We start from the raw sequence: 26956 nt of genomic DNA, 5'->3' as shown, positions 1-26956 counted from the left end.
GTTCCGGCACCGGACGTACGGGGGCAGACCAGCGGAAACCGTCAGGCCGTCCGGCGGATCAGCGCCAGGTACATGGCGTCCGTACCGTGCAGATGCGGCCACAGCTGGATGTCGGGGCCGTCGCCGAGGCGGTCGACGCCGGGGAGGAGCGGCCGGGCGTCGATCAGCTCGGCGCCGCCGGTCTTCTTCAGGACGTCGTCCACGACGACCCGGGTCTCGGCGAGGTGCGGCGAGCAGGTCGCGTAACCGACGACGCCGCCGACGCGGACGGCCCGCAGCGCCTCGGTGAGCAGTCCGCGCTGGAGCGGCGCGAAGCCGTCGAGGTCCTCGGGGCGGCGGCGCCAGCGGGCCTCGGGGCGGCGGCGGAGCGCGCCGAGCCCGGAGCAGGGCACGTCGACCAGGACGCGGTCGAAGGAGCCCTCGCGCCACGGCGGGCGTGTGCCGTCGGCGGCGATGACCTGGTACGGGCCGGGGTTGCCGGCCAGGGCGCGCTCGACGAGCCGGGCGCGGTGCGGCTGCTTCTCGGAGGCGAGCAGGGCGGCGCCGCGCTCGGCGGCCAGCGCGCCGAGGAGGGCGGCCTTGCCGCCGGGCCCCGCGCAGCCGTCGAGCCAGCGGGTGTCGGGCCCGTCGAGGGGCGCGTTGGCCAGGGCGATCGCGACGAGCTGGCTGCCCTCGTCCTGGACGCCGGCCCGGCTCTCCCGCACGGCCTCGATGGCGCCGGGCTCGCCGCCGTCGGTGAGCCGCAGCGCGTACGGCGACCAGCGCCCCGGCTCGGTCTCGGCGGCACCGGCCAGCTCCTCGACGGTGGCACGGCCGGGCCGGGCGACGAGGGTGACCTCGGGCCGCTCGTTGTCGGCCTCCAGGAGCGCCTCGATGCCGGCGCGACCGCCGCCGAGCGCGTCCCACAGTGCGGAGACCACCCAGCGGGGGTGGGAGTGCACGACGGCGAGGTGGTCCTCGGCGTCCTCCTCGTACGGCGGGGCGACCTCGGCCAGCCAGGCGTCCAGGTCCTGCCGCGTGATCTTCCGCAGGACGGCGTTGACGAACTTCGCGCGCCCCTCGCCCAGCACCACCCGCGCCAGCTCGACGGTGGCGGAGACGGCGGCGTGCGGCGGGATCCGCGTTCCGAGCAGCTGGTGCGCGCCGAGCGACAGCACGTCGAGCACCGGCGGGTCGACCTCGCGCAGCGGCCGGTCGACACAGGCGGCGATGATCGCGTCGTACGTGCCCTGCCGACGCAGCGTCCCGTACACCAGCTCGGTCGCGAGCGCCGCGTCCCGCGCCTCGAACCCCTCCTTCTCGCGCGCCTTCCGCAGCAGCGGCGGCAGCACGAGGTTGGCGTACGCGTCCCGCTCGTCGACGGCCCGCAGCACCTCGAAGGCGAGCATCCGCACCGGGTCCTTCTTGGGCCGGCGGTGGGGCTTGGGGGGACGGCGACGTGCCTGCTCGCTCAAAGGTGCTCCGCGTGACGAAATGGAGGGTCGAACCCTCCCAGCCTACGTCGCCGCGGGGGGCGGCGGATCCAGCGGCCCGCCCGGCCGGGCGGCGCGGGCCCGGGCCACGTTGCTCTCGCCGGAGGCCGGGGCCGGTCATGCGGCCATGAGACCTGACGTACGGACCTTCGTCACCGACGGCCCGCTGCCCGACCAGGAGGCGGACGAGGAGGAGATCGAGCGGCGCGAGCGGCAGCTCCAGTCGGTCCCCCGACCGGTCACGGCCGAGGAGGCCGCGGCGCTCGCCCGCTGCTTCGGCCCGGACGACTGCTACGGCCTGGCGTGGACCCTCGTCCACCTCGTCGAGACCGCCCCGGCACCGCCCCCGGTGGTGCCGCGCCCCGGGCCCGGGGCCCCCGACTGGGCCCACACGCTCTGGCGCAGGTGGGGGGAGGCCGAGGCCGCCGTCTGAGGGCCGTGCGGGCGGGGCTACGCCCCCAGCCGCTCCCCCGGCGCGATGCGGACGCCGCGGGCCCAGTCGGCGGCCTTCATGGGCTTCTTGCCCTGGGGCTGGACCCAGAGGAGCTCGACCGCGTACGAGCCGGTGCCCGCGTACACGTTGTTCTTGCCGGCCGCCAGCTCGCCGGGGGCGAGGTCGGTGCGGTCGGGGAGGGGTGCGGCCTGGATCAGCTTGAGGCGCTCGCCGCGGAAGAGGGTCCAGGCGCCGGGGGCCGGGGTGCAGCCCCGGACGACCCGGTCCACCCGGAGGGCGGGCGCGGTGAAGTCGACGTGGGCGTCCTCGACCTCGATCTTGGGGGCGAGGGTGACGCCCTCGGCGGGCTGCGGGACCGCCTTGAGGGTGCCGTCCTCGATGCCGTCCATGGTGGCCACGAGCAGCCCGGCGCCCGCGAAGGCGAGCCGGGTGAGCAGGTCGCCGCTGGTGTCGGTGGGGCGGATCTCCTCGGTGACCACGCCGTAGACCGGTCCCGAGTCGAGCCCCTTCTCGATCTGGAAGGTGCTGGCGCCGGTCACCTCGTCGCCCGCCATCAGCGCGTGCTGGACGGGGGCCGCGCCGCGCCAGGCCGGGAGGAGGGAGAAGTGCAGGTTGACCCAGCCGTGCGCCGGGATGTCCAGGGCCTTCTGCGGCAGCAGCGCGCCGTAGGCGACGACCGGGCAGCAGTCCGGCGCGATCTCGCGCAGCCGGGCGAGGAAGTCCTCGTCGCGCGGGTGGGCGGGCCGCAGGATCTCGATGCCCTCCTCCTCGGCCCGCTGCGCGACCGGGCTGGCGACCATGCGCCGGCCTCGGCCCGCGGGCGCGTCCGGCCGGGTGACCACGGCGGCGACCTCGTGGCGGCCGGAGGCGAGCAGGGCGTCCAGGGCGGGGACGGCGACCTCGGGGGTGCCTGCGAAGACCAGCTTCATGGGTGGCGACTGCCTGTCTGTCCGGGGGCGTTGCGGGCGACGCACCAGTCTAGGCGTCCGGCCCCCAGGGGGCGTACGCGGCGGCGAGCGCCCCGCGCATATGCGTGTACGCCCCCGCAGCGTGACCCAACTCCCGGTGGCGCGTTGGTCAAGAGAGATTGACCGAATCGGGCCGCCGTCCCCCCTGCGGCCCGCCCTTACCATCGCCGGTTCGAGAGGCTTTCACATGGCCGACCACGCAACCCACGACGCCCAAGCCCGGGCAAGTCTGCACCTGTTGGTGCGGGACATCGAGCGGGTCCGGCGGCAGGTGGACGCACTGCGCACGCTCACGGCCCAGCTGGGCAATGTCTACCGCCCTCGCCGCTCCGGCCCGTCCACGGGCTTCGTCGTCTACGGCCGCGCCCCCGCCCCCACCGTGCGGCTCGCCCAGGAGCTCCGCGACAGCGTCGAGACCCTGGTGACCGCCGCCGTCGAGTTCGACCGCTCCCTCGGGTTCTCCTGGGACGCCGTGGGTTCCGCGCTCGGGGTCACCAAGCAGGCCGTGCACCGCCGTTACGGGGCCCGCCGGGCGCCCCAGCAGCCCGCGGTGGAGCCGGAGCGCGGTGCCGAGGCGGGCGTGGCCCGCGCCATCCCGGCGGTGCCGGCCGCCCGTGCGATGCCGCCGCAGCCCACCTCGGGCAGCGCCGCCCTCCGGGAGGAGCCCCGCTCCCCCGCCTTCCCCGTCCCGCGCAACGGCTGACGCGGCGGAGCCGACACACGGCCGCCACCCCCTGGACCGAGGGGGCGGCGGCCGTCGCCGTGTCCGGCCCCCCGGCCGAGCGAGTCGAGCGAGAGACCCTCAGCCGATGTCCGGCGGGTCCACCCTGATCCGGACGGTGTCGCCGGTGCCCCGGGCCTGGCGGCTCGCGCGGGTGTGCTTGAGGGCCTGGGCCAGGGCCGCGCCGCTGCCCGGCGGGACCCGGACCAGGGCGCGGTCCCACTGCTCGCCGGGCGGCGGGTCGCCGGGGCGCCGGACGGACCCGGGCCGTACCACCGGCAGCGGCACCGGGCCGAGGATCTCCGCGTCCATGGGCAGCGCGGCGGCCGCGAGGAAGGCCTCCACCGACTCGGGCGCACCGGTGACCGCCGCCATCCGGGAGACCGGCGGGAAGCCCAGCTCGGCGCGCTCGGCCAGCTCCCGCTGGGCGTGGCCCACCGGGTCCCAGCGGACGAGGGCCTGCACGGGCCGGAGCGTCGGCTCGGCGACCACCACCACGGTGCCGCCCTCGGCCTGGCCCCGGACCAGCGAGGCCGCGTCGATCCAGCGGCGCAGCGCCTCCTCCCCGGCCCGCAGGTCGGGGCGGCCGAGCAGGGCCCAGCCGTCGAGCAGCAGCGCCGCCGTGTAGCCGCCGTCGGCGACCGGTTCGGCGCCGGGGGTGGAGACGACGAGGGCGGGCCGGTCCGGCACCCGGTCCAGGACGTGGTCGCGTCCTGAGGTCCGTACCGGCACGGCGGGGAAGGCCCGGCCCAGCTCCTCCGCGGTCCGCCGGGCGCCGACGACCTGGGCGCGCAGCCGGGCGGAGCCGCAGGCCTCGCAGTGCCAGTCGGGGGCCTCGCGCCCGCACCAGCCGCAGTGCAGCGCGCGCTGCTCGGGGGCCTCAAGGGGTCCGGCGCAGTGGCGGCAGCGGGCGGGCGTCCGGCACTGCTGGCAGGCGAGCCGGGGCACGTACCCCCGCCGGGGCACCTGGATCAGGACCGGCCCGGTGCGCAGCCCGTCCCGGAGGGTCTCCCAGGCGAGTGAGGGCAGCCGGGCGGCCCGCGCGGCCCCGTCGCGGGCGAGCTGGTCGTCTCCGACGGTACGGACGAGGGGCGCGGCCCTGCGGACCTCCTCGCGGCTCGCGGCGAGCGGCCGGGCCCAGCCGGACTCGACGAGCTGGGCGGCCTCCACGGTGCAGCTGGTGGAGCCGAGGAGGAAGGCGCACCGGTCGTGGCCGGCGCGCAGCAGCAGGACCTCGCGGGCGTGCGGCTGGGGGGCGTGCGGATCGCTGTGGCTGCCGTCGCCGTCGTCCCAGACGACGGCGAGGCCCAGGTCCCGTACCGGCGCGAACATGGCGGCGCGGGTGCCGACGACGGCGCGCACGGAGCCGCGCCGGACGGCGAGCCACCGCGCGTACCGCTTCTCGGGTCCGGCCTCGGCGGTGAGCAGCGCGTGCCGGCCCTCCCCCAGGACGGTGGTGAGCGCCGCGTCGACCCGTGCGGCGGCCCGTCCGTCGGGGACGACGACGAGGGCGCCGCGGCCGGAGGCGAGGGTCGCGACGACGGCGCGGGCGATCTCCTCGGCCCAGTGCGGTCCCGGCAGCGCGTTCCACACCGCCCGGGGTGTCCCGCCGCGCGCCAGCGACTCCAGGAACGCGGGCCCCTGCTCGTACCGGCTCCACGTGCCGGGCCCTGGCGGTGGGGGCGGTGGCAGCGGCGGGGGCGAGGGGCGGCGCTCGGCGGCGGCGTTGCGCGGCGGCACGGCGAGCTGGAGCACGTCGGCGAGGCTGCCCGCGTACCGGTCGGCGACGGCGCGGGCGAGGGCGAGGAGCTCGGGGCCGAGCACGGGCTCGGGCGAGACGACGTCGGCGAGCGCGGCCAGTGGCCCCGCGTAGTCGGAGGCGGCGCGCCGCTCGACGAGGAAGCCGTCGATGAGCCGGCCGCCCTCGCGCCGGCCGCCCCGCACCTGTCCGGCCCCGGCGCCGAACCGCACCCGCACCCGCACCCCGGGCCGGGCGTCGGCGTCCAGCTCCTCGGGCACCGCGTAGTCGAAGAACTGGTCGAGGTGGAGCGCCCCCTTGTTGACCACCACCCGGGCGACCGGCAGCTCCTTGGCGAGCGCGGCGTCCCGCCACGTCCGCGGCTTGGCCCGCGGCACCTTCGCCTTCCGCACGGTCTCCCGGATGAGCGCGAGCTGCTCGGGCCCGTCGCCACTCACTCCGTTCCCCTTCTCGCTGCTCACAGCCCCATACCTACCAGACGGCTCGGACAGCGGCCGGACGGCGGAAGCCCGGCACCCCCCAAGGGGTGCCGGGCTTCCGTGTGCCGGGTGCCGCTTACAGGCCGGCGGCCTTCTTCAGGGCGTCGACGCGGTCGGTCCGCTCCCAGGTGAAGTCCGGCAGCTCGCGGCCGAAGTGGCCGTAGGCGGCGGTCTGGGAGTAGATCGGGCGGAGCAGGTCGAGGTCGCGGATGATCGCGGCCGGACGGAGGTCGAAGACCTCGCCGATGGCGTTCTCGATCTTCTCGGTCTCCACCGTGTTGGTGCCGAAGGTCTCGACGAAGAGACCGACGGGCTCGGCCTTGCCGATCGCGTACGCGACCTGGACCTCGCAGCGGGCGGCGAGGCCCGCGGCGACGACGTTCTTGGCGACCCAGCGCATGGCGTAGGCGGCCGAGCGGTCGACCTTGGACGGGTCCTTGCCGGAGAAGGCGCCGCCGCCGTGGCGGGCCATGCCGCCGTAGGTGTCGATGATGATCTTGCGACCGGTCAGGCCCGCGTCGCCCATCGGACCGCCGATCTCGAAGCGGCCGGTCGGGTTGACCAGGAGGCGGTAGCCGTCGGTGTCGAGCTTGATGCCGTCCTCGACGAGCTCCTTCAGGACGTGCTCGACGACGAACTCGCGGATGTCGGGCGCGAGCAGCGAGTCGAGGTCGATGTCCGAGGCGTGCTGCGAGGAGACGACGACCGTGTCGAGACGGACGGCCTTGTCGCCGTCGTACTCGATGGTGACCTGGGTCTTGCCGTCGGGGCGCAGGTAGGGGATGGTCCCGTTCTTGCGGACCTCGGTGAGGCGGCGGGAGAGCCGGTGCGCCAGGTGGATCGGCAGCGGCATCAGCTCGGGGGTCTCGTCCGACGCGTAGCCGAACATCAGGCCCTGGTCGCCGGCGCCCTGCTTGTCCAGCTCGTCCTCGTCACCCTCGACACGCTTCTCGTACGCGGTGTCGACACCCTGCGCGATGTCCGGGGACTGCGACCCGATGGACACCGACACGCCGCAGGAGGCGCCGTCGAAGCCCTTCTTCGAGGAGTCGTACCCGATCTCGAGGATCTTGTTGCGGACGAGGGTCGGGATGTCCGCCCACGCCTTGGTGGTCACCTCGCCGGCGACGTGCACGAGGCCGGTGGTGATCAGCGTCTCGACGGCGACGCGGGAGGTGGGGTCCTCCCGGAGCAGCGCGTCGAGGATGGTGTCGCTGATCTGGTCAGCGATCTTGTCGGGGTGCCCCTCGGTGACGGATTCCGAGGTGAACAGACGACGGGACACAACGCTCCCTGGGGTTGCAGCGGCTGCTGGCTGTCTCTTCGCGGACCGGCAGGGGGCTGCGCCCCGCGACGTTCCACGGACAGTCTATCGGGCCAGGTCGGGCCTTGGACCAGGTGTCTCGCCTGACGAATGCCCGCGGACGGCTCGAAACGGCCTTGCGCGGGGCCGGGAGGGGGCGCCCGGTGGGGCGCAGATCACTCGCGCCCCGGCGTTTCTCGCGCCCCCTCGGCCCGCTTCCGGTTCAGGCGGACCGTTCCCGCAGGCGCGGCAGGACCAGGTCCCAGACGGTCTCGGCGAGGGCTTCCTTCGGGCCGTACGGGACCGGGGTCTCGGTGCCGTCGGCGGCGAGGACCACGGCCTCGTTCTCCGCCGAGCCGAAGGTCTTGTGCTCGCCGACCTCGTTGACGACGAGGAGGTCGCAGCCCTTGCGGGCGAGCTTGGCGCGGCCGTTGACGAGCACGTCGTCGGTCTCGGCGGCGAAGCCGACGACGACCTGGCCGGGCAGCGCGCGGTCGGCGGAGAGCTCGGCGAGGACGTCCGGGTTGCGGACCAGTTCGACGGTGGGCGCCCCGCCGTCGTCCGTCTTCTTGATCTTTCCGGTGGCGTAGACGGCCGGGCGGAAGTCGGCGACGGCGGCGGCCATGACGACCGCGTCGGCGTCGGCGGCGGCCTTGAGGACGGCCTCGCGGAGCTGGACGGCGGTGCCGACGTGGACGACGTCGACGCCGGCCGGGTCGGGCATGCCGGTGTTGGCCTCGACGAGGGTGACCCGGGCGCCGCGCGCGGCGGCGGCGCCGGCGAGGGCGTATCCCTGCTTGCCGCTGGAGCGGTTGCCCAGGTAGCGGACGGGGTCCAGGGGCTCGCGGGTGCCGCCGGCGCTCACCACGACGTGCCGGCCCGCGAGGTCGGGGGTGGTGACGCCGCGGGCGAGGATCCTCCGGCAGACCTCGAAGATCTCGCCGGGCTCGGGGAGGCGGCCCTTGCCGGTGTCGACGCCGGTGAGCCGGCCGACGGCGGGCTCGATGACGACGGCGCCGCGGCGGCGCAGGGTGGCCACGTTCTCCTGGGTGGCCGGGTGCTCCCACATCTCGGTGTGCATGGCGGGGGCGAAGACGACCGGACAGCGCGCGGTGAGCAGCGTGTTGGTGAGCAGGTCGTCGGCGAGGCCGTGGGCGGCCTTGGCGAGCATGTCGGCGGTGGCGGGGGCGACGACGACGAGGTCGGCGCCCTGCCCGATGCGGACGTGCGGCACCTCGTGGACGGTCTCCCAGACCTCGGTGGAGACGGGGTTGCCGGAGAGCGCGGACCAGGTGGCGGCGCCGACGAAGTGGAGGGCGGAGTCGGTGGGGACGACGCGGACGTCGTGGCCCGACTCGGTGAGCCGGCGCAGCAGCTCGCACGCCTTGTAGGCGGCGATGCCGCCGCTCACGCCCAGAACGACCTTCGGCTTGGTCACGGCTGTCACTCCCCGCGCTCGCAGGCGCACTCGGATGGGTTACGACTCCACTGTCGGCTCCATGAGACACCACAGGCCCGGCGGAAGGACCGCCGGGCCTGTGGTGACACACGCAACGCTTACTGAACGGGGCCCTCGACGGCCTCGGAGGTCAGCAGACCCGCGTTGATCTCGCGCAGGGCGATCGAGAGCGGCTTCTCGTGGACGTGGGTGTCGACGAGGGGGCCGACGTACTCCAGCAGGCCCTCACCGAGCTGCGAGTAGTACGCGTTGATCTGACGCGCGCGCTTGGCCGCGTAGATCACGAGGCTGTACTTCGAGTCAGTGGCCTCGAGCAGCTCGTCGATCGGCGGGTTGATGATGCCCTCGGGCGCGGTGATGGAAGAGGACACGCTCTACCTTCCGAAGATGGATAAAAGATCAGACTACGTGCATCAACGTTAGCAGCTCGCGTGCCACGTCCTCGACGGAGGTGTTGACGAGCGTGGTGTCGAACTCCGACTCGGCGGCGAGTTCGACCTTGGCGGCCTCCAGGCGGCGCTCGATGACCTCGGGCGACTCGGTGCCGCGGCCGGTGAGCCGGCGGACCAGCTCCTCCCAGCTCGGCGGGGCCAGGAAGACCAGCTGGGAGTCGGGCATGGACTCCTTGACCTGGCGCGCGCCCTGGAGCTCGATCTCCAGCAGGACGGGCTCGCCGGCCTCCAGGCGGTCGACGACCGCGCTGCGGGGCGTGCCGTAGCGGTTGCCCGCGAACTCGGCCCATTCGAGGAGCTCACCGTTGGCGATCAGCTTGTCGAACTCGTCGTCCGTGACGAAGAAGTACTGGACGCCGTGCTTCTCGCCGGGGCGGGGCTTCCGGGTCGTCGCCGACACCGAGAGCCAGACCTCGGGGTGGACCTTGCGCATATGAGCGACGACCGTGCTCTTGCCGACCCCTGAGGGGCCGGAGAGCACGGTCAGCCGCGGACGTGCCTCTGCTGCCATGCAGCGATTATTCCAGTACCGCCGGGGTGCCCGGGACGCTTGTCCTGGATCGGGCCCCGGGCCCGGCACCGGGCCGGGTGGCGGGTCAGGCGCCGGAGCCGCCGAACTCGCGCTCCAGGGAGGCGATCTGGTTGGAGCCGAGACCACGGACGCGGCGGCTCTCGGAGATGCCGAGCCGCTCCATGATCTGCTTGGCGCGGACCTTGCCGACGCCGGGGAGGGACTCGAGCAGGGCGGAGACCTTCATCTTGCCGATGACGTCGTTCTCCTGGCCCTGCTTGATGACCTCGTGGAGGGAGGCGCCGGAGTGCTTGAGTCGATTCTTGACCTCGGCCCGCTCCCGGCGAGCCGCGGCGGCCTTTTCGAGCGCGGCTGCGCGCTGTTCAGGGGTAAGGGGCGGAAGAGCCACGCCTACGTCACCTCGGATGTCGATCTGTCGGATACGGACCGGTGAGGCCTGCTCGACCCACACCAGTGGAGCAACGACCAACGACGTGACCGTTGAACGCCTGCTCTGCTCCGGAGACTAGCGGCCAAGGCCGCTCCAGTCAGCGAGAACAGCGGAAAAGTCCTGGTCAGCCTCGACCGACCAGGACTTTTCCGGCATAACGACCCGGTTTTCTGCCAAGTTTTCGTCAAGTGGGGCGTCAAGCGGGGCGGAGGAGGCGCGCCCGGCGCCCCCGTCCGCTCCCACCTGCGGGGATGGCAGGACGGAGGTGGAGGCGGGTCAGGCCGCGACGGCCGCCCGGATCTCGTCCGCGTAGCGCGTCGCCGCGTCCCGCAGGGCGGACGCGTCCGGTCCTGCGCGCAGCACGCCCCGGCTCACGTTCGGGACGACGTTGCGGACCGCGGCCCCGAAGACGACCGGGAGGTCGGCCGGGGTCGCGCCCTGGGCACCGATGCCGGGGGCGAGCAGCGGGCCGTTGATGTCGAGGTCGAAGGAGGAGAGGTCGCCGAGGGTGGCGCCGACGACCGCGCCGAAGGAGCCCATCGGGGTCTCCCCCGCGTTCTCCTCCGCGAGGTGGGCGAGCATGGTCGCGCCGATGGTGCGCCCGTCCTCCCGCACGGCCCGCTGGACCTCGGCGCCCTCCGGGTTGGAGGTGAGGGCGAGGACGAAGAGGCCGGCGCCGGACTGGCGGGCCAGGTCGACGGCCGGCTTCAGGGAGCCGTAGCCGAGGTACGGGGAGACCGTGAGGGCGTCGGAGAAGAGCGGGGAGTCCTTGCGCAGGAAGGTCTCCGCGTAGGCGGCCATGGTGGAGCCGATGTCGCCGCGCTTGGCGTCCATGACGACCAGGCCGCCGGCGGCGCGCAGGTCGGCGGTGGCCCGCTCCAGGACGGCGATGCCGCGCGAGCCGAAGCGCTCGAAGAAGGCGGCCTGCGGCTTGAAGACGGCGACCGTCTCCGCCAGCGCCTCGACGACGGTGTACGTGAAGCGCTCCAGGCCCGCGATGTCGTCGGCGAGGCCCCAGGCGTCGAGCAGGGAGGCGTGCGGGTCGACGCCGACGCAGAGGGGGCCGCGCTCGTCCATGGCGGAGCGCAGGCGGGTACCGAAGGGGAGGGTCACGTGGTGGCCTTTCGGTGGTCGGCGCCGACGGCTTCGGCGAGGGTGGCGTAGGGGGAGGCCGCGAGCCGCGCGGCGAGGCCCTTGTGGAGGGCACGGGCGTAGAAGGGGCCCTCGTAGATGAAGGCGCTGTAGCCCTGGACCAGGGTGGCGCCGGCCAGGATGCGCTGCCAGGCGTCCTCGGCGTTCTCGATGCCGCCGACGCCCACCAGGACGATCCGGTCGCCCACGCGCGCGTAGAGGCGGCGCAGCACCTCCAGGGAGCGCTCCTTGAGCGGGGCGCCGGAGAGGCCGCCGGTCTCCTGGACGAGGGCCGGGTCGGAGGCGAGGCCGAGGCCGGTGCGGGCGATGGTGGTGTTGGTGGCGATGATGCCGTCCAGGCCGAGTTCGACGGCGAGGTCGGCGACGGCGTCCACGTCCTCGTCGGCGAGATCGGGGGCGATCTTCACCAGGAGCGGGACGCGGCGGTCGGTGACCGTGCGGTCGGCGGCCTCGCGGACGGCGGTGAGCAGCGGGCGCAGCGACTCGGTGGCCTGGAGGTTGCGCAGGCCGGGGGTGTTCGGCGAGGAGACGTTGACGACGAGGTAGTCGGCGTGGGCGGCGAGCCGCTCGGTGGACTTCACGTAGTCGGCGGCGGCCTCGGCCTCGGGCACGACCTTGGTCTTGCCGATGTTGACGCCGACGACCGTCCTGAAGACCGGCACGCGCGCGTGGAGGCGGGCGGCGACGGCGGCGGAGCCCTCGTTGTTGAAGCCCATGCGGTTGATCAGGGCCCGGTCCGGGACGAGGCGGAAGAGCCGCTTCCTGGGGTTGCCGGGCTGGGCCTCGCCGGTGACCGTGCCGATCTCGACGTGGTCGAAGCCGAGCATGGCCATGCCGTCGATGGCGACGGCGTTCTTGTCGAAGCCCGCGGCGAGGCCGAAGGGGCCGTGCATACGGAGGCCCAGGGCCTCGGTGCGCAGTTCCTTGTACCGGGGGGCGAGGACGGCGGCGACGAAGGTGCGCAGGACCGGGGTGCGGGCGGCGAGCCGGATCCAGCGGAAGGCCAGGTGGTGGGCCTTCTCGGGGTCCATGCGCTTGAAGACGAGCTGGAAGAAGAGCTTGTACATGGTGGGGTCCTCATGAAGAGGGGGACACCGTTTCCGGTGTCCCCCTCGGTCGCTGCTAGTCGCGGGCCGCGGTCAGGTGTTCGGCGTGTTCCTGGAGGGAACGGACGCCGACGTCGCCGTGGTTGAGGGCGTCGATGCCCTGGACGGCCGCGGCGAGCGCCTGGACCGTGGTGAGGCACGGGACGCCGCGGGCCACCGCCGCCGTACGGATCTCGTAGCCGTCGAGGCGGCCGCCGGTGCCGTACGGGGTGTTGACGATCAGGTCGACCTGGCCGTCGTGGACGAGCTGGACGATGGTCTTCTCACCGTTCGGGCCCTCGCCCTCGCTGAGCTTGCGCACGACGGTGGCGTTGATGCCGTTGCGCTTGAGGACCTCGGCGGTGCCGGAGGTGGCGAGCAGCTCGAAGCCGTGGGCGACCAGCTCGCGCGCCGGGAAGATCATCGAGCGCTTGTCGCGGTTGGCGACCGAGATGAAGGCGCGGCCCTTGGTGGGCAGCGGGCCGTAGGCGCCGGCCTGCGACTTGGCGTAGGCGGTGCCGAAGACCGCGTCGATGCCCATGACCTCGCCGGTGGAGCGCATCTCCGGGCCGAGGACGGTGTCCACGCCGCGGCCGTGGATGTCGCGGAAGCGGGACCACGGCATGACGGCCTCCTTGACGGAGATCGGCGCGTCGAGCGGCAGGGTGCCGCCGTCGCCGGTCCTCGGCAGCAGGCCCTCGGCGCGCAGCTCGGCGATGGTCGCGCCCAGCGAGATGCGGGCGGCGGCCTTGGCGAGCGGCACGGCGGTGGCCTTGGAGGTGAAGGGCACGGTCCGGGAGGCGCGCGGGTTGGCCTCCAGGACGTAGAGGATGTCGCCGGCCATGGCGAACTGGATGTTGATCAGGCCGCGGACGCCGACGCCCTTGGCGATGGCCTCGGTGGAGGCGCGCAGCCGCTTGATGTCGAAGCCGCCCAGCGTGATCGGGGGCAGGGCGCAGGCCGAGTCGCCGGAGTGGATGCCGGCCTCCTCGATGTGCTCCATCACGCCGCCGAGGTAGAGCTCGGTGCCGTCGTAGAGGGCGTCGACGTCGATCTCGATGGCGTCGTCGAGGAAGCGGTCGACCAGGACCGGCCGGGTGGGGCTGATCTCGGTGGACTCGGCGATGTACGCCTCCAGGCGGGCCTCGTCGTAGACGATCTCCATGCCGCGGCCGCCGAGCACGTACGAGGGGCGGACCAGGACCGGGTAGCCGATCTCGTCGGCGATGGCCTTGGCGCCGGCGAAGGTGGTGGCGGTGCCGTGCTTGGGGGCCGGCAGGCCGGCCTCGGCGAGGACGCGGCCGAAGGCGCCGCGGTCCTCGGCGGCGTGGATGGCCTCCGGGGAGGTGCCGACGACCGGCACGCCGTTGTCCTTGAGGGCCTGGGCGAGGCCGAGCGGGGTCTGGCCGCCGAGCTGGACGACCACACCGGCGACCGGGCCCGCGAGGGACTCGGCGTGGACGATCTCCAGGACGTCCTCCAGGGTGAGCGGCTCGAAGTAGAGCCGGTCGGAGGTGTCGTAGTCGGTGGAGACGGTCTCCGGGTTGCAGTTGACCATCACGGTCTCGTAGCCGGCGTCGCTCAGGGCGAAGGAGGCGTGGACGCAGGAGTAGTCGAACTCGATGCCCTGGCCGATGCGGTTCGGGCCGGAGCCGAGGATGATCACGGCGGGCTTCTCGCGCGGCGCGACCTCGGACTCCTCGTCGTAGGAGGAGTAGAAGTACGGGGTCCTGGCGGCGAACTCGGCGGCGCAGGTGTCGACCGTCTTGTAGACCGGGCGGACCCCGAGGGCGTGCCGGACCTCGCGGACGACGTCCTCGCGCAGGCCGCGGATCTCGGCGATCTGGGCGTCGGAGAAGCCGTGGCGCTTGGCCTCGGCGAGGAGCTCGGGGCCGAGCTTCTCGGCGCCGGCGAGCTCGTCGGCGAGCTCCTTGATCAGGAAGAGCTGGTCGACGAACCACGGGTCGATCTTCGTGGCGTCGAAGACCTCCTGCGGGGTGGCGCCGGCGCGGATGGCCTGCATGACCGTGTTGATCCGGCCGTCGGTCGGGCGGACCGCCTCGCGGAGCAGCTCGGCCTTGTCGCCGGGCTCGCCGGTGAAGGCGAACTGGGAGCCCTTCTTCTCCAGGGAGCGCAGGGCCTTCTGCAGCGCCTCGGTGAAGTTGCGGCCGATGGCCATGGCCTCGCCGACCGACTTCATGGTGGTGGTCAGCGTGGAGTCGGCCTGCGGGAACTTCTCGAAGGCGAAGCGCGGGGCCTTGACGACGACGTAGTCGAGCGTGGGCTCGAAGGAGGCGGGGGTCTGCTCGGTGATGTCGTTCGGGATCTCGTCCAGGGTGTAGCCGACGGCGAGCCGGGCGGCGATCTTGGCGATCGGGAAGCCGGTGGCCTTGGAGGCGAGGGCCGAGGAGCGGGAGACGCGCGGGTTCATCTCGATGACGATGACCCGGCCGTCCTCGGGGTTGACCGCGAACTGGATGTTGCAGCCGCCTGTGTCGACGCCGACCTCGCGGATGATCGCGATGCCGATGTCGCGGAGGATCTGGTACTCGCGGTCGGTGAGGGTCATCGCCGGGGCGACGGTGATCGAGTCGCCGGTGTGGACGCCCATCGGGTCGAAGTTCTCGATGGAGCAGACGACCACGACGTTGTCGTGCTTGTCGCGCATGAGCTCCAGCTCGTACTCCTTCCAGCCGAGGATGGACTCCTCCAGGAGCACCTCGGTGGTCGGCGAGAGGGTGAGGCCCTGGCCGGCGATGCGGCGCAGCTCCTCCTCGTCGTGGGCGAAGCCGGAGCCGGCGCCGCCCATGGTGAAGGAGGGGCGGACGACGACGGGGTAGCCGCCGAGCGTCTCGACGCCCTTCAGGACGTCGTCCATGGAGTGGCAGATGACCGAGCGGGCGGACTCGCCGTGGCCGATCTTGGCGTTGACGGCCTCGACGACGCCCTTGAAGAGGTCGCGGTCCTCGCCCTTGTGGATGGCCTCGACGTTGGCGCCGATGAGCTCGACGCCGTACTTCTCCAGGACGCCCTGCTCGTGCATGGAGATCGCGGTGTTGAGCGCGGTCTGGCCGCCGAGGGTGGGCAGGAGGGCGTCGGGGCGCTCCTTGGCGATGATCTTCTCGACGAACTCGGGGGTGATCGGCTCGACGTAGGTGGCGTCGGCGATCTCCGGGTCGGTCATGATCGTGGCCGGGTTGGAGTTGACCAGGATGACCCGCAGGCCCTCCGACTTCAGCACCCGGCAGGCCTGGGTGCCGGAGTAGTCGAACTCGGCGGCCTGGCCGATGACGATCGGGCCGGAGCCGATGACCAGGACGGACTGGATATCGGTGCGCTTAGGCACGCTCGGCCTCCATGAGGGTCACGAAGCGGTCGAAGAGGTACGCGGCGTCGTGCGGGCCCGCGGCCGCCTCGGGGTGGTACTGGACGGAGAAGCCCGGCTGGTCGAGCAGCTGGAGGCCCTCCACGACGTTGTCGTTCAGGCAGACGTGCGAGACCTCGGCGCGGCCGAAGGGGGTCTCGGAGACCTTGTCGAGGGGCGCGTCGACGGCGAAGCCGTGGTTGTGCGCGGTGACCTCGACCTTGCCGGTGGTCCGGTCCTGGACGGGCTGGTTGATGCCCCGGTGGCCGTACTTCAGCTTGTAGGTGCCGAAGCCGAGCGCGCGGCCGAGGATCTGGTTGCCGAAGCAGATGCCGAAGAGCGGGGTCTTCCGCTCCAGGACGGCGGTCATGAGCGCGACCGGGCCGTCGGCGGTGGCCGGGTCGCCCGGGCCGTTGGAGAAGAAGACGCCGTCCGGGTTCACCGCGTAGACGTCCTCGGCGGTGGCGGTGGCGGGCAGCACGTGGACCTCGATGCCGCGCTCGGCCATCCGGTGCGGGGTCATGCCCTTGATGCCGAGGTCGATCGCGGCGACGGTGAACTTCTTCTCACCGATCGCGGGGACCACGTACGGCTCCTTGGTGGCGACCTCCTCGTAGAGGCTGGCGCCCTTCATGTGCGGCTGGGCCTGCACACGGGCGAGCAGCTCGGCCTCGGGGGCGAGGGCCTCGCCGGAGAAGACGCCGGCGCGCATGGAGCCGCGCTCGCGCAGGTGGCGGGTGAGGGCGCGGGTGTCGATGCCGGAGATGCCGACGACGCCCTGGGCGACCAGCTCCTCGTCGAGGCTGCGCTTGGCGCGCCAGTTCGACGGGATGCGGGCGGGGTCGCGGACCACGTAGCCGGAGACCCAGATGCGGCTCGACTCGTCGTCCTCGTCGTTCCAGCCGGTGTTGCCGATCTGGGGGGCGGTCGCGACGACGATCTGGCGGTCGTACGACGGGTCGGTGAGGGTCTCCTGGTAGCCGGTCATGCCGGTGGAGAACACAGCCTCGCCGAAGGTCTCCCCCACGGCCCCGTAGGCGCGGCCGCGGAAGGTGCGGCCGTCCTCCAGGACGAGTACGGCGGGAGCCTGGGCTCCCCTGGTGGAGGTCGTCATCGTGCGATGCCTTCCGTCGTGTCGGTCATGGTGTCGATGGTCTCGACCCAGGAGGTGTGCTCCGCGGCGCGGTCGGAGCGGAAGCCGGAGTCGAGCAGGGTGCCGCCGTGCTCCCAGGTGACGATCAGGAGCCCGCCCTCGGCGAGGACCTTGCCGGCGATGCCCTTGTCGAGGCGGGCGCCGCGCAGGGCGGCGGCGGGGATCAGGAAGTCGTTCGCCCCGGGGCGGACGACGGTGATCCCGGCGTCGGTGAGCGTGAGCTCGGCGCGGCTGCGGGTGCCGAGGCCGTGGGCGACGATCCGGTCGAGCCACTGCCCGGCGGTGGTGGAGCCGTGGTAGCGGCCGTCCAGCCTCAGCTTCGCCTCACCGGGCGTCTCCGGCACCTCGGGGAGTGCGGGGAGGTCCGACTGGAGACTGCCGCGCCACTTCCAGCCCTGGCGCATGAGCCAGTAGACGAAGGCGACGAAGATCAGGAGGCCGACGACCCAGCCGATGCGGCCGGCCCAGTCGGTCACCTCGGCCGACTTCTGCTCCGCGGCGAGGGCCGCGCTTGCGATGGTGTGTGTCACGCCAACTTCCCGTCCATGACCGTTGCCCGGCCCCGCAGGAAGGTGTGGGTGACGCGACCCGGCAGCTCACGGCCCTCGTAGGGGGTGTTGCGGCTGCGGGAGGCGAAGTCCGCGGGGTCCACGGTCCCACGGTAAGCCGGATCGACGAGGACCAGGTTGGCGGGCTCACCTGCCGAGACGGGGCGTCCGTGGCCGGTGGCCCGGCCGATGCGGGCCGGGGCGGAGGACATCCGGTCGGCGACGCCGGCCCAGTCGAGAAGGCCGGTCTCCACCATCGTCTGCTGGACGACGGAGAGCGCGGTCTCCAGGCCGACCATGCCCATGGCGGCGGCGGCCCACTCGCAGTCCTTGTCCTCGTGCGGGTGCGGGGCGTGGTCGGTGGCGACGATGTCGATGGTGCCGTCGGCCAGGGCCTCGCGCAGGGCCATGACGTCGCGCTCGGTGCGCAGCGGCGGGTTGACCTTGTAGACCGGGTTGTACGTGCGGACCAGCTCGTCCGTGAGGAGGAGGTGGTGCGGGGTGACCTCGGCGGTGACGTCGATGCCGCGGGACTTGGCCCAGCGGACGATCTCGACGGAGCCGGCGGTGGAGAGGTGGCAGATGTGGACGCGGGAGCCGACGTGCTCGGCGAGGAGGACATCGCGGGCGATGATCGACTCCTCGGCGACCGCGGGCCAGCCGCCGAGACCGAGCTCGGCGGAGACGACGCCCTCGTTCATCTGGGCGCCCTCGGTGAGGCGGGGCTCCTGGGCGTGCTGGGCGACGACGCCGCCGAAGGCCTTCACGTACTCCAGGGCGCGGCGCATGAGCACGGCGTCGTCGACGCACTTGCCGTCGTCGGAGAAGACGGTGACACCGGCGGCGGAGTCATGCATGGCGCCGAGCTCGGCGAGCTTCTTGCCCTCCAGGCCGACGGTGACGGCGCCAATGGGCTGCACGTCGCAGTAGCCGGCCTCCTTGCCGAGCCGGTAGACCTGCTCGACGACGCCGGCGGTGTCGGCGACGGGGTGGGTGTTGGCCATGGCGAAGACGGCGGTGTAGCCGCCCGCGGCGGCGGCGCGGGTGCCGGTGAGGACGGTCTCGGAGTCCTCGCGGCCGGGCTCGCGCAGGTGGGTGTGGAGGTCGACGAGGCCGGGGAGGAGGATCTGCCCGTCGGCCTCGATCACGGTCGCGCCCTCGGCGGAGAGGCCGCTGCCGACCTCGGCGATGGTCTCGCCGTCGATGAGGACGTCCTGCGGCTCGCCGCCCAGCACCTTCGCGCCACGGATCAGGATCTTGCTCATGCTTACTTGCTCTCCTCTGTGCGGGCGGTGGTGACGGGAGCTGCGGCCGGCTCGGAGCCGCCGAGCAGCAGGTAGAGGACGGCCATCCGGATGGAGACGCCGTTGGCGACCTGCTCGACGACCGTGCAGCGGTCGGAGTCGGCGACCTCGGCGGTGATCTCCATGCCGCGGACCATGGGGCCGGGGTGCATGACAAGTGCGTGCTCCGGCATCTTCGCCATCCGCTCGCCGTCCAGGCCGTAGCGGCGCGAGTACTCGCGCTCGGTCGGGAAGAAGGCGGCGTTCATCCGCTCTCGCTGCACACGCAGCATCATCACCGCGTCGGACTTCGGCAGCACGCCGTCGAGGTCGTAGGAGACCTCGCAGGGCCAGGTCTCGACGCCGACGGGGACGAGGGTGGGCGGGGCCACCAGGGTGACCTCGGCGCCGAGGGTGTGCAGCAGGTCGACGTTGGAGCGGGCGACCCGGCTGTGCAGGACGTCGCCGACGAGCGTGATCCGCTTGCCGGCCAGGTCCTTGCCGAGCCCGGCGTCGCGGCCGACGAGGCGGCGGCGCATGGTGAAGGCGTCCAGGAGGGCCTGGGTGGGGTGCTGGTGGGTGCCGTCGCCCGCGTTGATGACGGGGGCGTCGATCCAGCCGGAGTTGGCCAGGCGGTACGGGGCGCCGGAGGCGCTGTGCCGGATGACGACGGCGTCGACGCCCATCGCCTCCAGGGTCTGCGCGGTGTCCTTCAGCGACTCGCCCTTGGAGACGCTGGAGCCCTTGGCCGCGAAGTTGATGACGTCGGCGGAGAGGCGCTTCTCTGCGGCCTCGAAGGAGATCCGGGTCCGGGTGGAGTCCTCGAAGAAGAGGTTGCAGATGGTCCGGCCGCGGAGGGTCGGCAGCTTCTTGATCGGCCGGTCGGCCACCCGGGCCATCTCCTCGGCGGTGTCGAGGATCAGGACGGCGTCGTCGCGGGTGAGGTCGGCGGCCGAGATGAGGTGACGCATCATCGGGGTTTCTCTCCGTGTGGGGAGGTGTGAGGGCATGCGGGGGCGCGGGGCGGTGCCCCGGTCCCCGCAGGGGATGGCCGGTCCGGCTAGGCGGACTTGCCGCCGAGCAGGACGGTGTCGCGACCGTCCTCCTCGGCGAGCTGGACCTTGACGGTCTCCCGCAGCGACGTGGGGAGGTTCTTGCCGACGTAGTCGGCGCGGATCGGGAGCTCGCGGTGGCCGCGGTCGACGAGGACGGCGAGCTGGACCGCGCGGGGGCGGCCGATGTCGCCGAGGGCGTCGAGGGCGGCGCGGATGGTGCGGCCCGAGAAGAGGACGTCGTCGACGAGGACGACGAGGCTGCCGTCGACGCCTTCCGCGGGGATCTCGGTGCGGCCGATGGCGCGCGCCGGCTTCATCCGCAGGTCGTCGCGGTACATGGTGATGTCGAGGGAACCGACCGGGACCTTGGTGCCGGTGATCGATTCGAGCTTCTCGGCGAGCCGGCGGGCGAGGTAGACGCCGCGGGTGGGGATGCCGAGGAGGACCACGTCGTCGGCGCCCTTGGCGCGCTCGACGATCTCGTGGGCGATCCGGGTCAGGACCCGGGCGATGTCGGGGGCCTCGAGAACGGGCCGCGCCTCATCGGTATGCGCGTGCGTGTCCATGAAGAAAGGACCTCCTTCTCCGCCTCACGGGACGGTCTTTAAAGGACGTCGGATGTACGGGGTCCACTCTAGCAGGGCGGCTCGTACGGGCTTTCCCGGGGCGGGCCCCCGTCCGCTCCGCGCCCGCGCGGGAACGTCCCCCGGGAGGGGGTGGCGGGCCCTTTTCGGCTTGACGGGAAAGAGTAACGCTGCGTAACCTCACAGTGAGTTACCAGCCGCGCGGCGCAGCCGCATGTCGTCACAGCGTCCGGGAGCGTTATGTCCAGCGAATACGCAAAGCAGCTCGGGGCCAAACTCCGCGCCATCCGCACCCAGCAGGGCCTGTCCCTCCACGGGGTGGAGGAGAAGTCCCAGGGCCGCTGGAAGGCGGTCGTGGTCGGCTCGTACGAGCGCGGCGACCGCGCCGTGACCGTACAGCGTCTGGCCGAGCTGGCGGACTTCTACGGTGTGCCGGTGCAGGAGCTGCTGCCCGGTACGACCCCCGGCGGCGCCGCCGAGCCCCCGCCGAAGCTGGTCCTGGACCTGGAGCGCCTGGCCCACGTCCCGCAGGAGAAGGCCGGCCCGCTCCAGCGCTACGCGGCGACGATCCAGTCGCAGCGCGGCGACTACAACGGCAAGGTGCTGTCGATCCGCCAGGACGACCTGCGCACCCTGGCCGTCATCTACGACCAGTCCCCCTCGGTCCTGACCGAGCAGCTGATCAGCTGGGGCGTGCTCGACGCGGACGCGCGCCGCGCGGTCGCCCACGAGGAGAACTGACCTCCTCGGAGCTCCTTCTGCAGAAACGTGCCGCCGGGCCCGTGGACGTCATCCGACGCCACGGGCCCGGCGCTTTTTCACCCGTACGGGTGAACGCGAAGGGGCCCGCCGCACGAGGTGCGGCGGGCCCCTTCGACGAGCCGTGGCGGGACTAGGCGTCCGCGTCCCGGCGCAGTCGCGGCTTCAGGTCCTTGAAGCGTCCGAGGAGACCGTTGACGAAGGTCGGGGAGTCGTCCGTGGAGAACTCCTTGGCGAGCTGCACCGCCTCGTCGATCGCCACCGCGTCCGGGGTGCCGTCCTCCCAGATCAGCTCGTACGCGGCGAGGCGCACGATGTTCCGGTCGGCGGCCGGCATCCGGTCGAGGTCCCAGTCCACCGCGTAGGTGGCGATGAGCTCGTCGATCCGGGCCACGTGCCGGGCGTACCCCTCGACCAGCTGCATGGTGAAGTCACCGACCGGCGGCTGCTGCGCGTCGGCACGGTGGAGCCGGATCTGGTCCGCGAGGACGTCCTGGACCGAGGTACCGCGCTGGTCGGCCTCGAACAGGATCTGGAAGGCCCGCCTGCGGGCCTTGCTCCGGGCAGCCACGGTTAGCTGTTCACCCGGCCGAGGTAGCTGCTGTCACGGGTGTCGACCTTGATCTTCTCACCGGTGGTGATGAAGAGCGGGACCTGGATCTGGTGGCCGGTCTCCAGGGTGGCGGGCTTGGTGCCACCGGTGGAGCGGTCGCCCTGGACGCCCGGCTCGGTCTCGGCGATGGTCAGCTCGACGGCGGCCGGCAGCTCGACGTAGAGGACCTGGCCCTCGTTCTGCGCGACGAGCGCGGTGAAGCCCTCGACGAGGAAGTTGGCGGCGTCGCCGACGACCTTGCGGTCGATGTGGAGCTGGTCGTAGGTGTCCATGTCCATGAAGACGAAGTAGTCGCCGTCCATGTAGGAGAACTGCATGTCGCGCTTGTCGACGTTCGCGGTCTCCACCTTCACGCCGGCGTTGAAGGTCTTGTCGACGACCTTGCCGGACAGCACGTTCTTGAGCTTGGTGCGCACGAAGGCCGGGCCCTTGCCGGGCTTGACGTGCTGGAACTCGACGACGGACCAGAGCTGGCCGCCTTCGAGCTTGAGCACCATGCCGTTCTTGAGGTCGTTCGTGGAAGCCACGGTTGCGGAATCTCCTGGACTGACGTGGGACCGAGGAGGCGTACGCGCCCTACAGCGCGAGCAGCTCCTTGGTCGTGATGGTGAGTAGCTCGGGTCCGCCGTCCGCCTCCTGGCGCACGACGAGCGTGTCATCGATCCGGACTCCGCCCCGGCCCGGGAGGTGGACCCCCGGTTCGACGGTGACCGGCACACAAGCGTCCAGTTTACCCATGGCCGAGGGGGACAGCTGCGGGTCCTCGTCGATTTCGAGCCCCACACCGTGCCCGGTGAGGGGCACGGCGGTCTCCGCGTGGCCCGCGCCGTCGAGGATCTGACGGGCCGCGCGGTCCACGTCGCGGTACTCGGCGCCGGGCACGAGGGACTCCCGCCCGGCCCGCTGAGCGGCGAAGACGAGTTCGTACAGCTCGATCTGCCAGTCGGCGGGGGCGGTGCCGATGACGAAGGTCCGGCCGATCTCGCACCGGTAGCCGCGGTAGTCGGCGCCCAGGCAGACGGAGAGGAAGTCGCCCTCCTCGACCCGGCGGTCGGTGGGCCGGTGGCCGCGCCGTCCGGAGTGGGGCCCGGTGGCGACGGAGGTGGGGAAGGCGGCCCCGTCGGCGCCGTGGTCGACGAGGCGCCGCTCCAGTTCGAGCGCGAGGTGGCGTTCGGTGCGGCCGACGAGGATCGACTCCAGGAGCTCACCGAGGGCCTGGTCCGCGATCTCGGCGGCGATCCGCAGACAGGCGATCTCGTCCTCGTCCTTGACCACCCTCAGCTGCTCGACGGCGCAGGAGAGGTCGGCGAGGCGGAGGCCGGGGGCGGCGGCGCCGAGACTGCGGTGGCGGGCCACCGTCAGGTGGTGCTCCTCCACGGCGAGCCCGTCGGCTCCGGAGCGGCGGGCCAGTTCGGCGGCGGCGACGGCCGGATCGCCGCCGCCGAGCGGGAGCCGCTGCTGCCGGAGCAGCTCGTCGAGCCGCCCGTCGGACGGCTCCTCCCCGCCGGCGGCGGGCCGGAGCAGCACGTCGGCGGCGGGCTCGGGGCCGACGAGCAGGACGGCGCCGGGCGGGGCGCCGCCGGTGAGATAGCGGACGTTGGCAGGACGGGAGACCAGGGCCGCCGCGCTGCCGGCTGCCGCGCACCGGTCGCGCAGCCTGACCCGGCGGTCCGCATACACCTGTGACATGTCTCCGAGCCTACGAGCCGGGCCCCGCCCCGGCCTGTCGGCGCGTCCGACCGGGGAGCGCCGGGCCGTCAGCCGCCGGGCGGGACGGCTATCGCGCGGGCCAGGGCCTCGTCGAGGAGCCGGGCGGTGGACTCCACGTCGAGCGTGGAGTTGTCGATGATCGGCAGGCCGGAGCCGTACCAGCCGGCCATCCGGCCGTGGATCGCGGCGACCTCCTCGTCGCTCAGGCGCCGGTTGCCGGAGCGCTGGGCGTTGCGCTCCAGGACGACCTCCAGGCCGGGGAGCAGGACCACGGGGAGCAGGCCGGGGCCGACGTGCCGCTTCCAGCCGCCGAGCCCGACGACGGGCCGGTCGGGGAAGACGGCGTCGTCGAGGATGCAGGAGATGCCGTTGGCGAGGAAGTTGCGGGCGGCGAAGCCGCAGGTGCGGCGGGCCAGCCGGTACTGCGCCTCGGAGTGCTCGTTCCAGCCGGACTGGGGGTCGGCGAAGCCGGAGCACACCCATTCCCGGACGTCGTCGAGGCTGATGTGGGCGGTGGGGACGGGCCGGCGGCGCGCCCAGTGCCGGGCGACCGTCGTCTTGCCCGCGCCGGCCGGCCCGATGAGCAGGACGGCGAGGGTCGCGGCCCCGGTCCCTGGCCCGTGCTCGACGACCGGCACGGGCGGCGCCAGCGGCACGGCGCCGGTGGCGTGCGGGGGCACGGCGGCGGGAGGGTGCGGGGGTACGGCTCCGGGGGCGGCGCCCCAGCCGGGGCCGCCGGGGGCCGGGGGCGGTCCTGGCTGTACGGCGGGGTGCACCCCGAGCCGGCCGCCGGGCGCGCCGGACGGCGGCGTCGGGTAGGGCGCGGCCTGCGGGGGCGGGGGTACGGAGCCGTGTCCACCGGCCTGGTCGGGGCCGGGCACCCGGCCCGGCCGCTCGGGCGGTGGCAGCGGTCCCCCCACTGCGTGCTGCATCCGGTGCCACTCCGTCTCGTCGGCCTGGTACGTCGGTGAGGGCGCCCGGTTCGGTGCCGTCGCCAGCCCCGCTCCGGTCGCCCGGGGATGCCAAAACGTTACCTCCCCGTCCCCCCGTCCGGGGAACGGGTGGGTGCCGCCGAACGTGCCCGGTCCCCACGGCCCGTGGCCCGGCCGGGCCCGAAGAGAGGGCGGCCGCCGCACCGGCGGCCGCCCAGGGGCCCTCGTACCGCTCCGGGCTCCCCCGTACCCCTCAGGCCTCCGTGTCAGGCCTTCGTGTCGTCGAGCTCCTCGGCGAGGGCACGCAGGGCGAGCCGGTAGGAGCCGATGCCGAAGCCGGCGACGGTGCCGGTCGCCACGGCGGCCACCACGGAGGTGTGCCGGAACTCCTCGCGGGTGTACGGGTTCGAGATGTGGACCTCGATCAGCGGGGCGGTGCGCTGCGCGGCCGCGTCCCGCATCCCGTACGAGTAGTGCGTGAACGCGCCGGGGTTGAGCACGACCGGGACGCGCCCGTCGGCCGCCTCGTGCAGCCAGCGGATCATCTCGCCCTCGTCGTTGGTCTCGCGGACCTCGACGGCGAAGCCGAGTTCGGCGCCGAGGGTCCGGCAGGACTCGACGAGCCCCTGGTAGGAGGTGGCGCCGTAGATGTCGGGCTCGCGCGAGCCCAGCCGGCCGAGGTTCGGCCCGTTCAGCACCAGGACGCGGCGGGGCTCCCCCGTACCGCTCATGCGGAGATCTCCCCGTACGCGGCGACGAGGACGGCCGGGTCCGGGCCCTCCAGGACGGAGGGCTTGGCGAGCCCGTCGAGGACGATGAAGCGCAGCAGGTCGCCGCGGGACTTCTTGTCCACCTTCATCGTCTCCAGGAGCTTGGGCCACTGGTCGCCGCGGTAGGTGAGCGGCAGGCCGACGGACTCCAGGACCGCGCGGTGCCGGTCGGCGGTGGCGTCGTCGAGGCGTCCCGCGAGGCGGCCCAGCTCGGCGGCGAAGACCATGCCGACGGAGACGGCGGCGCCGTGGCGCCACTTGTACCGCTCGTTCTTCTCGATGGCGTGCGCGAGGGTGTGCCCGTAGTTGAGGATCTCGCGGCGGCCGGACTCCTTGAGGTCGCCGGAGACGACGTCGGCCTTCACCTGGATGGAGCGGACGATCAGCTCGGCGGTGTGCGGTCCTGCGGGCGTGCGGGCCGCCTGTGGGTCCGCCTCGATCAGGTCGAGGATCACCGGGTCGGCGATGAAACCGGCCTTGATGATCTCGGCGAGACCGCTGACGAAGTCGTGGACGGGCAGAGACTCGAGCGCGGCGAGGTCGCAGAGGACGCCGGCCGGCGGGTGGAAGGCGCCGACGAGGTTCTTGCCCTCGGCGGTGTTGATGCCGGTCTTGCCTCCGACGGCCGCGTCGACCATGCCGAGGACGGTGGTCGGGACGGCGATCCAGCGGACACCCCGCAGCCAGGTCGCGGCGACGAAGCCGGCCAGGTCGGTGGTGGCGCCGCCGCCGACGCCGACGATGACGTCGGTGCGGGTGAAGCCGGTCTGGCCGAGCGCCTTCCAGCAGTACGCGGCGACCTCGGCGGTCTTCGCCTCCTCGGCGTTCGGCACCTGGATGGCGACGGCCTCGTACCCCTGCTCGGCGAGGTCCTCGCGGAGCGCCTCGCCGGTCTCGGCGAGTGCCTCGGGGTGGATGACGGCGACCCGCTTCGCCTTCTCCCCGATGAGGGCGGGCAGTTCGCCGAGCAGCTGCCGGCCGACCAGCACGTCGTACGGCTCCGTGCCCGCACTGCCGCCGACGTGGATGCGGGTCACTTCCTGGTCCGTGGTCATGCGTCCTTCAGCTCCAGTGCGTCGAGGACCGCCTCGGCGACCTCTTCGGGGGTGCGGGCGTCGGTGGCGACCACGACGCGCGCGACTTCTTCGTACAGGTGGCGCCGGGCGTCCATCAGCTCGCGCCACTGGCGGCGCGGGTTGACGGCGAGCAGCGGGCGGGCCGCGCCGAGCCCGACCCGTCGTACGGCCTCCTCGACGTCCATGGAGAGGTACGCGACGGGCCGGCCGGCCAGCAGGGCGCGGGTGTCGGCGTCGAGGATCGCGCCGCCGCCGAGGGCGAGGACGCCCTCGTGCTCGGCGAGGGCCTTGGCGACGGCGGCCTTCTCCAGGGCGCGGAAGCGCTCCTCGCCGTCCTCGACGAAGATGTCGGAGATCTCGCGGCCCTCGGCGGCGACGATGTCGGCGTCGGTGTCCCGGTAGAGCGCGCCGAGCCGTGCGGCCAGGAGCGCGCCCACCGTGGACTTGCCGGAGCCCATCGGGCCGACGAGGACGACCAGGGGGCCGCCGGTCACCGGATGTGCAGGTGGTCGAGGTACGACTGGACGTTGCGGCGGGTCTCGGGGACCGAGTCGCCGCCGAACTTCTCGACGACGGCGTCGGCGAGGACGAGAGCGACCATGGCCTCGGCGACGATGCCGGCCGCGGGGACGGCACAGACGTCGGAGCGCTGGTGGTGGGCCGCGGCGGCCTCGCCGGTGGCGACGTCGACGGTGGCGAGCGCACGCGGGACGGTCGCGATCGGCTTCATCGCGGCACGCACGCGCAGCAGCTCGCCGGTGGTGAGACCACCCTCGGTGCCGCCGGAGCGGCCGGAGGTGCGCCTGATGCCCTCGTCCGTCCGCACGATCTCGTCGTGAGCCT

At 73.2% G+C, this 26956-nt stretch carries 27 protein-coding genes; 3 read left to right on the top strand and 24 right to left on the bottom strand.

From position 1 onward, the window contains the following. Positions 1-41: 41 nt before the first annotated feature. The gene (locus QK442_RS25825; RefSeq protein WP_282696458.1) at positions 42-1454 is read right to left on the bottom strand and encodes a transcription antitermination factor NusB; all 1413 of its coding nucleotides are present in this window, start codon (positions 1452-1454) and stop codon (positions 42-44) included. A 145-nt stretch (positions 1455-1599) separates the two neighbouring features. On the opposite strand from QK442_RS25825, the gene QK442_RS25820 reads away from it, so the two are divergent. Further along, positions 1600-1905 (top strand): hypothetical protein, encoded by a 306-nt coding sequence (locus tag QK442_RS25820; RefSeq protein ID WP_282696457.1) that lies wholly within the window; start codon positions 1600-1602, stop codon positions 1903-1905. Positions 1906-1922: 17 nt separating this feature from the next. Here the strand turns inward: QK442_RS25820 and fmt are convergent, their stop codons facing one another. Beyond that, positions 1923-2855, bottom strand: coding sequence for a methionyl-tRNA formyltransferase (gene fmt, locus QK442_RS25815; protein ID WP_282696456.1), 933 nt, complete (start codon positions 2853-2855; stop codon positions 1923-1925). Positions 2856-3081: 226 nt separating this feature from the next. Here fmt and QK442_RS25810 point away from each other — a divergent pair, with 226 nt between their 5' ends. Next, positions 3082-3597, top strand: a complete 516-nt coding sequence (locus QK442_RS25810; protein ID WP_282696455.1) for a hypothetical protein — start codon at positions 3082-3084, stop codon at positions 3595-3597. 99 nt (positions 3598-3696) lie between these two features. Here the strand turns inward: QK442_RS25810 and QK442_RS25805 are convergent, their stop codons facing one another. The 14 genes from QK442_RS25805 to pyrR form a co-directional block, all read right to left on the bottom strand. After that, the gene (locus tag QK442_RS25805; RefSeq protein WP_282696454.1) at positions 3697-5835 is read right to left on the bottom strand and encodes a primosomal protein N'; all 2139 of its coding nucleotides are present in this window, start codon (positions 5833-5835) and stop codon (positions 3697-3699) included. A 94-nt stretch (positions 5836-5929) separates the two neighbouring features. Next, positions 5930-7138 (bottom strand): methionine adenosyltransferase, encoded by a 1209-nt coding sequence (gene metK / locus QK442_RS25800; protein WP_282696453.1) that lies wholly within the window; start codon positions 7136-7138, stop codon positions 5930-5932. A gap of 241 nt (positions 7139-7379) precedes the next feature. Next, positions 7380-8594, bottom strand: a complete 1215-nt coding sequence (gene coaBC, locus QK442_RS25795) for a bifunctional phosphopantothenoylcysteine decarboxylase/phosphopantothenate--cysteine ligase CoaBC (protein WP_282696452.1) — start codon at positions 8592-8594, stop codon at positions 7380-7382. A 119-nt stretch (positions 8595-8713) separates the two neighbouring features. Beyond that, complete coding sequence (gene rpoZ, locus QK442_RS25790) at positions 8714-8986, bottom strand: DNA-directed RNA polymerase subunit omega (protein WP_030493615.1); 273 nt, start codon at positions 8984-8986, stop codon at positions 8714-8716. Between the two features lie 28 nt (positions 8987-9014). Further along, complete coding sequence (gene gmk / locus QK442_RS25785) at positions 9015-9578, bottom strand: guanylate kinase (RefSeq protein WP_282696451.1); 564 nt, start codon at positions 9576-9578, stop codon at positions 9015-9017. An 85-nt stretch (positions 9579-9663) separates the two neighbouring features. Beyond that, a complete protein-coding gene (locus tag QK442_RS25780; protein WP_016638838.1) occupies positions 9664-9987 on the bottom strand; it encodes an integration host factor in 324 nt (107 codons plus the stop codon). A 318-nt stretch (positions 9988-10305) separates the two neighbouring features. Then, complete coding sequence (gene pyrF / locus QK442_RS25775) at positions 10306-11142, bottom strand: orotidine-5'-phosphate decarboxylase (RefSeq protein ID WP_282696450.1); 837 nt, start codon at positions 11140-11142, stop codon at positions 10306-10308. Then, positions 11139-12248 (bottom strand): quinone-dependent dihydroorotate dehydrogenase, encoded by a 1110-nt coding sequence (locus tag QK442_RS25770; protein WP_282696449.1) that lies wholly within the window; start codon positions 12246-12248, stop codon positions 11139-11141. Before QK442_RS25770 ends, pyrF begins: the two co-directional genes overlap by 4 nt. 55 nt (positions 12249-12303) lie before the next feature. Continuing rightward, positions 12304-15612 carry a carbamoyl-phosphate synthase large subunit gene (carB, locus tag QK442_RS25765; RefSeq protein ID WP_282696448.1) on the bottom strand — a complete coding sequence of 1103 codons (3309 nt, stop codon included), beginning with the start codon at positions 15610-15612 and terminating at the stop codon, positions 12304-12306. Beyond that, positions 15605-16744: a glutamine-hydrolyzing carbamoyl-phosphate synthase small subunit gene (gene carA, locus QK442_RS25760; RefSeq protein WP_282696447.1), complete on the bottom strand. Its 1140-nt coding sequence runs from the start codon at positions 16742-16744 to the stop codon at positions 15605-15607. Before carA ends, carB begins: the two co-directional genes overlap by 8 nt. Continuing rightward, the gene (locus tag QK442_RS25755) at positions 16741-17313 is read right to left on the bottom strand and encodes a hypothetical protein (RefSeq protein ID WP_282696446.1); all 573 of its coding nucleotides are present in this window, start codon (positions 17311-17313) and stop codon (positions 16741-16743) included. Before QK442_RS25755 ends, carA begins: the two co-directional genes overlap by 4 nt. Beyond that, positions 17310-18596, bottom strand: coding sequence for a dihydroorotase (locus tag QK442_RS25750; protein WP_282696445.1), 1287 nt, complete (start codon positions 18594-18596; stop codon positions 17310-17312). The genes QK442_RS25755 and QK442_RS25750 overlap by 4 nt, the downstream gene beginning before the upstream one ends. Before the next feature lie 2 nt (positions 18597-18598). Beyond that, entirely contained in the window at positions 18599-19588 is a 990-nt protein-coding gene (locus QK442_RS25745; protein ID WP_282696444.1) for an aspartate carbamoyltransferase catalytic subunit, read from the bottom strand. An 86-nt stretch (positions 19589-19674) separates the two neighbouring features. After that, entirely contained in the window at positions 19675-20235 is a 561-nt protein-coding gene (gene pyrR / locus QK442_RS25740) for a bifunctional pyr operon transcriptional regulator/uracil phosphoribosyltransferase PyrR (protein ID WP_282696443.1), read from the bottom strand. 258 nt (positions 20236-20493) lie between these two features. Here pyrR and bldD point away from each other — a divergent pair, with 258 nt between their 5' ends. After that, entirely contained in the window at positions 20494-20994 is a 501-nt protein-coding gene (gene bldD, locus QK442_RS25735; RefSeq protein ID WP_015032294.1) for a transcriptional regulator BldD, read from the top strand. A gap of 151 nt (positions 20995-21145) precedes the next feature. On the opposite strand, the gene nusB is transcribed toward bldD, so the two are convergent. The 8 genes from nusB to QK442_RS25695 form a co-directional block, all read right to left on the bottom strand. Further along, positions 21146-21583 (bottom strand): transcription antitermination factor NusB, encoded by a 438-nt coding sequence (gene nusB, locus QK442_RS25730; protein WP_282696442.1) that lies wholly within the window; start codon positions 21581-21583, stop codon positions 21146-21148. A gap of 2 nt (positions 21584-21585) precedes the next feature. Beyond that, a complete protein-coding gene (gene efp / locus QK442_RS25725) occupies positions 21586-22152 on the bottom strand; it encodes an elongation factor P (protein WP_030493603.1) in 567 nt (188 codons plus the stop codon). A gap of 49 nt (positions 22153-22201) precedes the next feature. Continuing rightward, the gene (locus tag QK442_RS25720; RefSeq protein WP_282696441.1) at positions 22202-23314 is read right to left on the bottom strand and encodes an aminopeptidase P family protein; all 1113 of its coding nucleotides are present in this window, start codon (positions 23312-23314) and stop codon (positions 22202-22204) included. A 68-nt stretch (positions 23315-23382) separates the two neighbouring features. Continuing rightward, positions 23383-24267, bottom strand: a complete 885-nt coding sequence (locus tag QK442_RS25715) for an AAA family ATPase (RefSeq protein ID WP_282696440.1) — start codon at positions 24265-24267, stop codon at positions 23383-23385. Positions 24268-24533: 266 nt separating this feature from the next. Continuing rightward, positions 24534-24998 (bottom strand): type II 3-dehydroquinate dehydratase, encoded by a 465-nt coding sequence (gene aroQ / locus QK442_RS25710; protein ID WP_282696439.1) that lies wholly within the window; start codon positions 24996-24998, stop codon positions 24534-24536. After that, a complete protein-coding gene (gene aroB, locus QK442_RS25705) occupies positions 24995-26092 on the bottom strand; it encodes a 3-dehydroquinate synthase (protein ID WP_282696438.1) in 1098 nt (365 codons plus the stop codon). The genes aroQ and aroB overlap by 4 nt, the downstream gene beginning before the upstream one ends. Further along, positions 26089-26607: a shikimate kinase gene (locus QK442_RS25700; protein ID WP_282696437.1), complete on the bottom strand. Its 519-nt coding sequence runs from the start codon at positions 26605-26607 to the stop codon at positions 26089-26091. Before QK442_RS25700 ends, aroB begins: the two co-directional genes overlap by 4 nt. Next, positions 26604-26956 (bottom strand): chorismate synthase (locus QK442_RS25695; RefSeq protein WP_282695732.1); only part of this gene is annotated, 353 nt, incomplete at its 5' end. The genes QK442_RS25695 and QK442_RS25700, both read right to left, overlap by 4 nt.

It is taken from the genome of Streptomyces sp. CC208A (assembly GCF_030010625.1).
Classification (GTDB): Bacteria; Actinomycetota; Actinomycetes; order Streptomycetales; family Streptomycetaceae; genus Streptomyces.
This window is presented reverse-complemented; position numbering and strand designations above follow the sequence as displayed.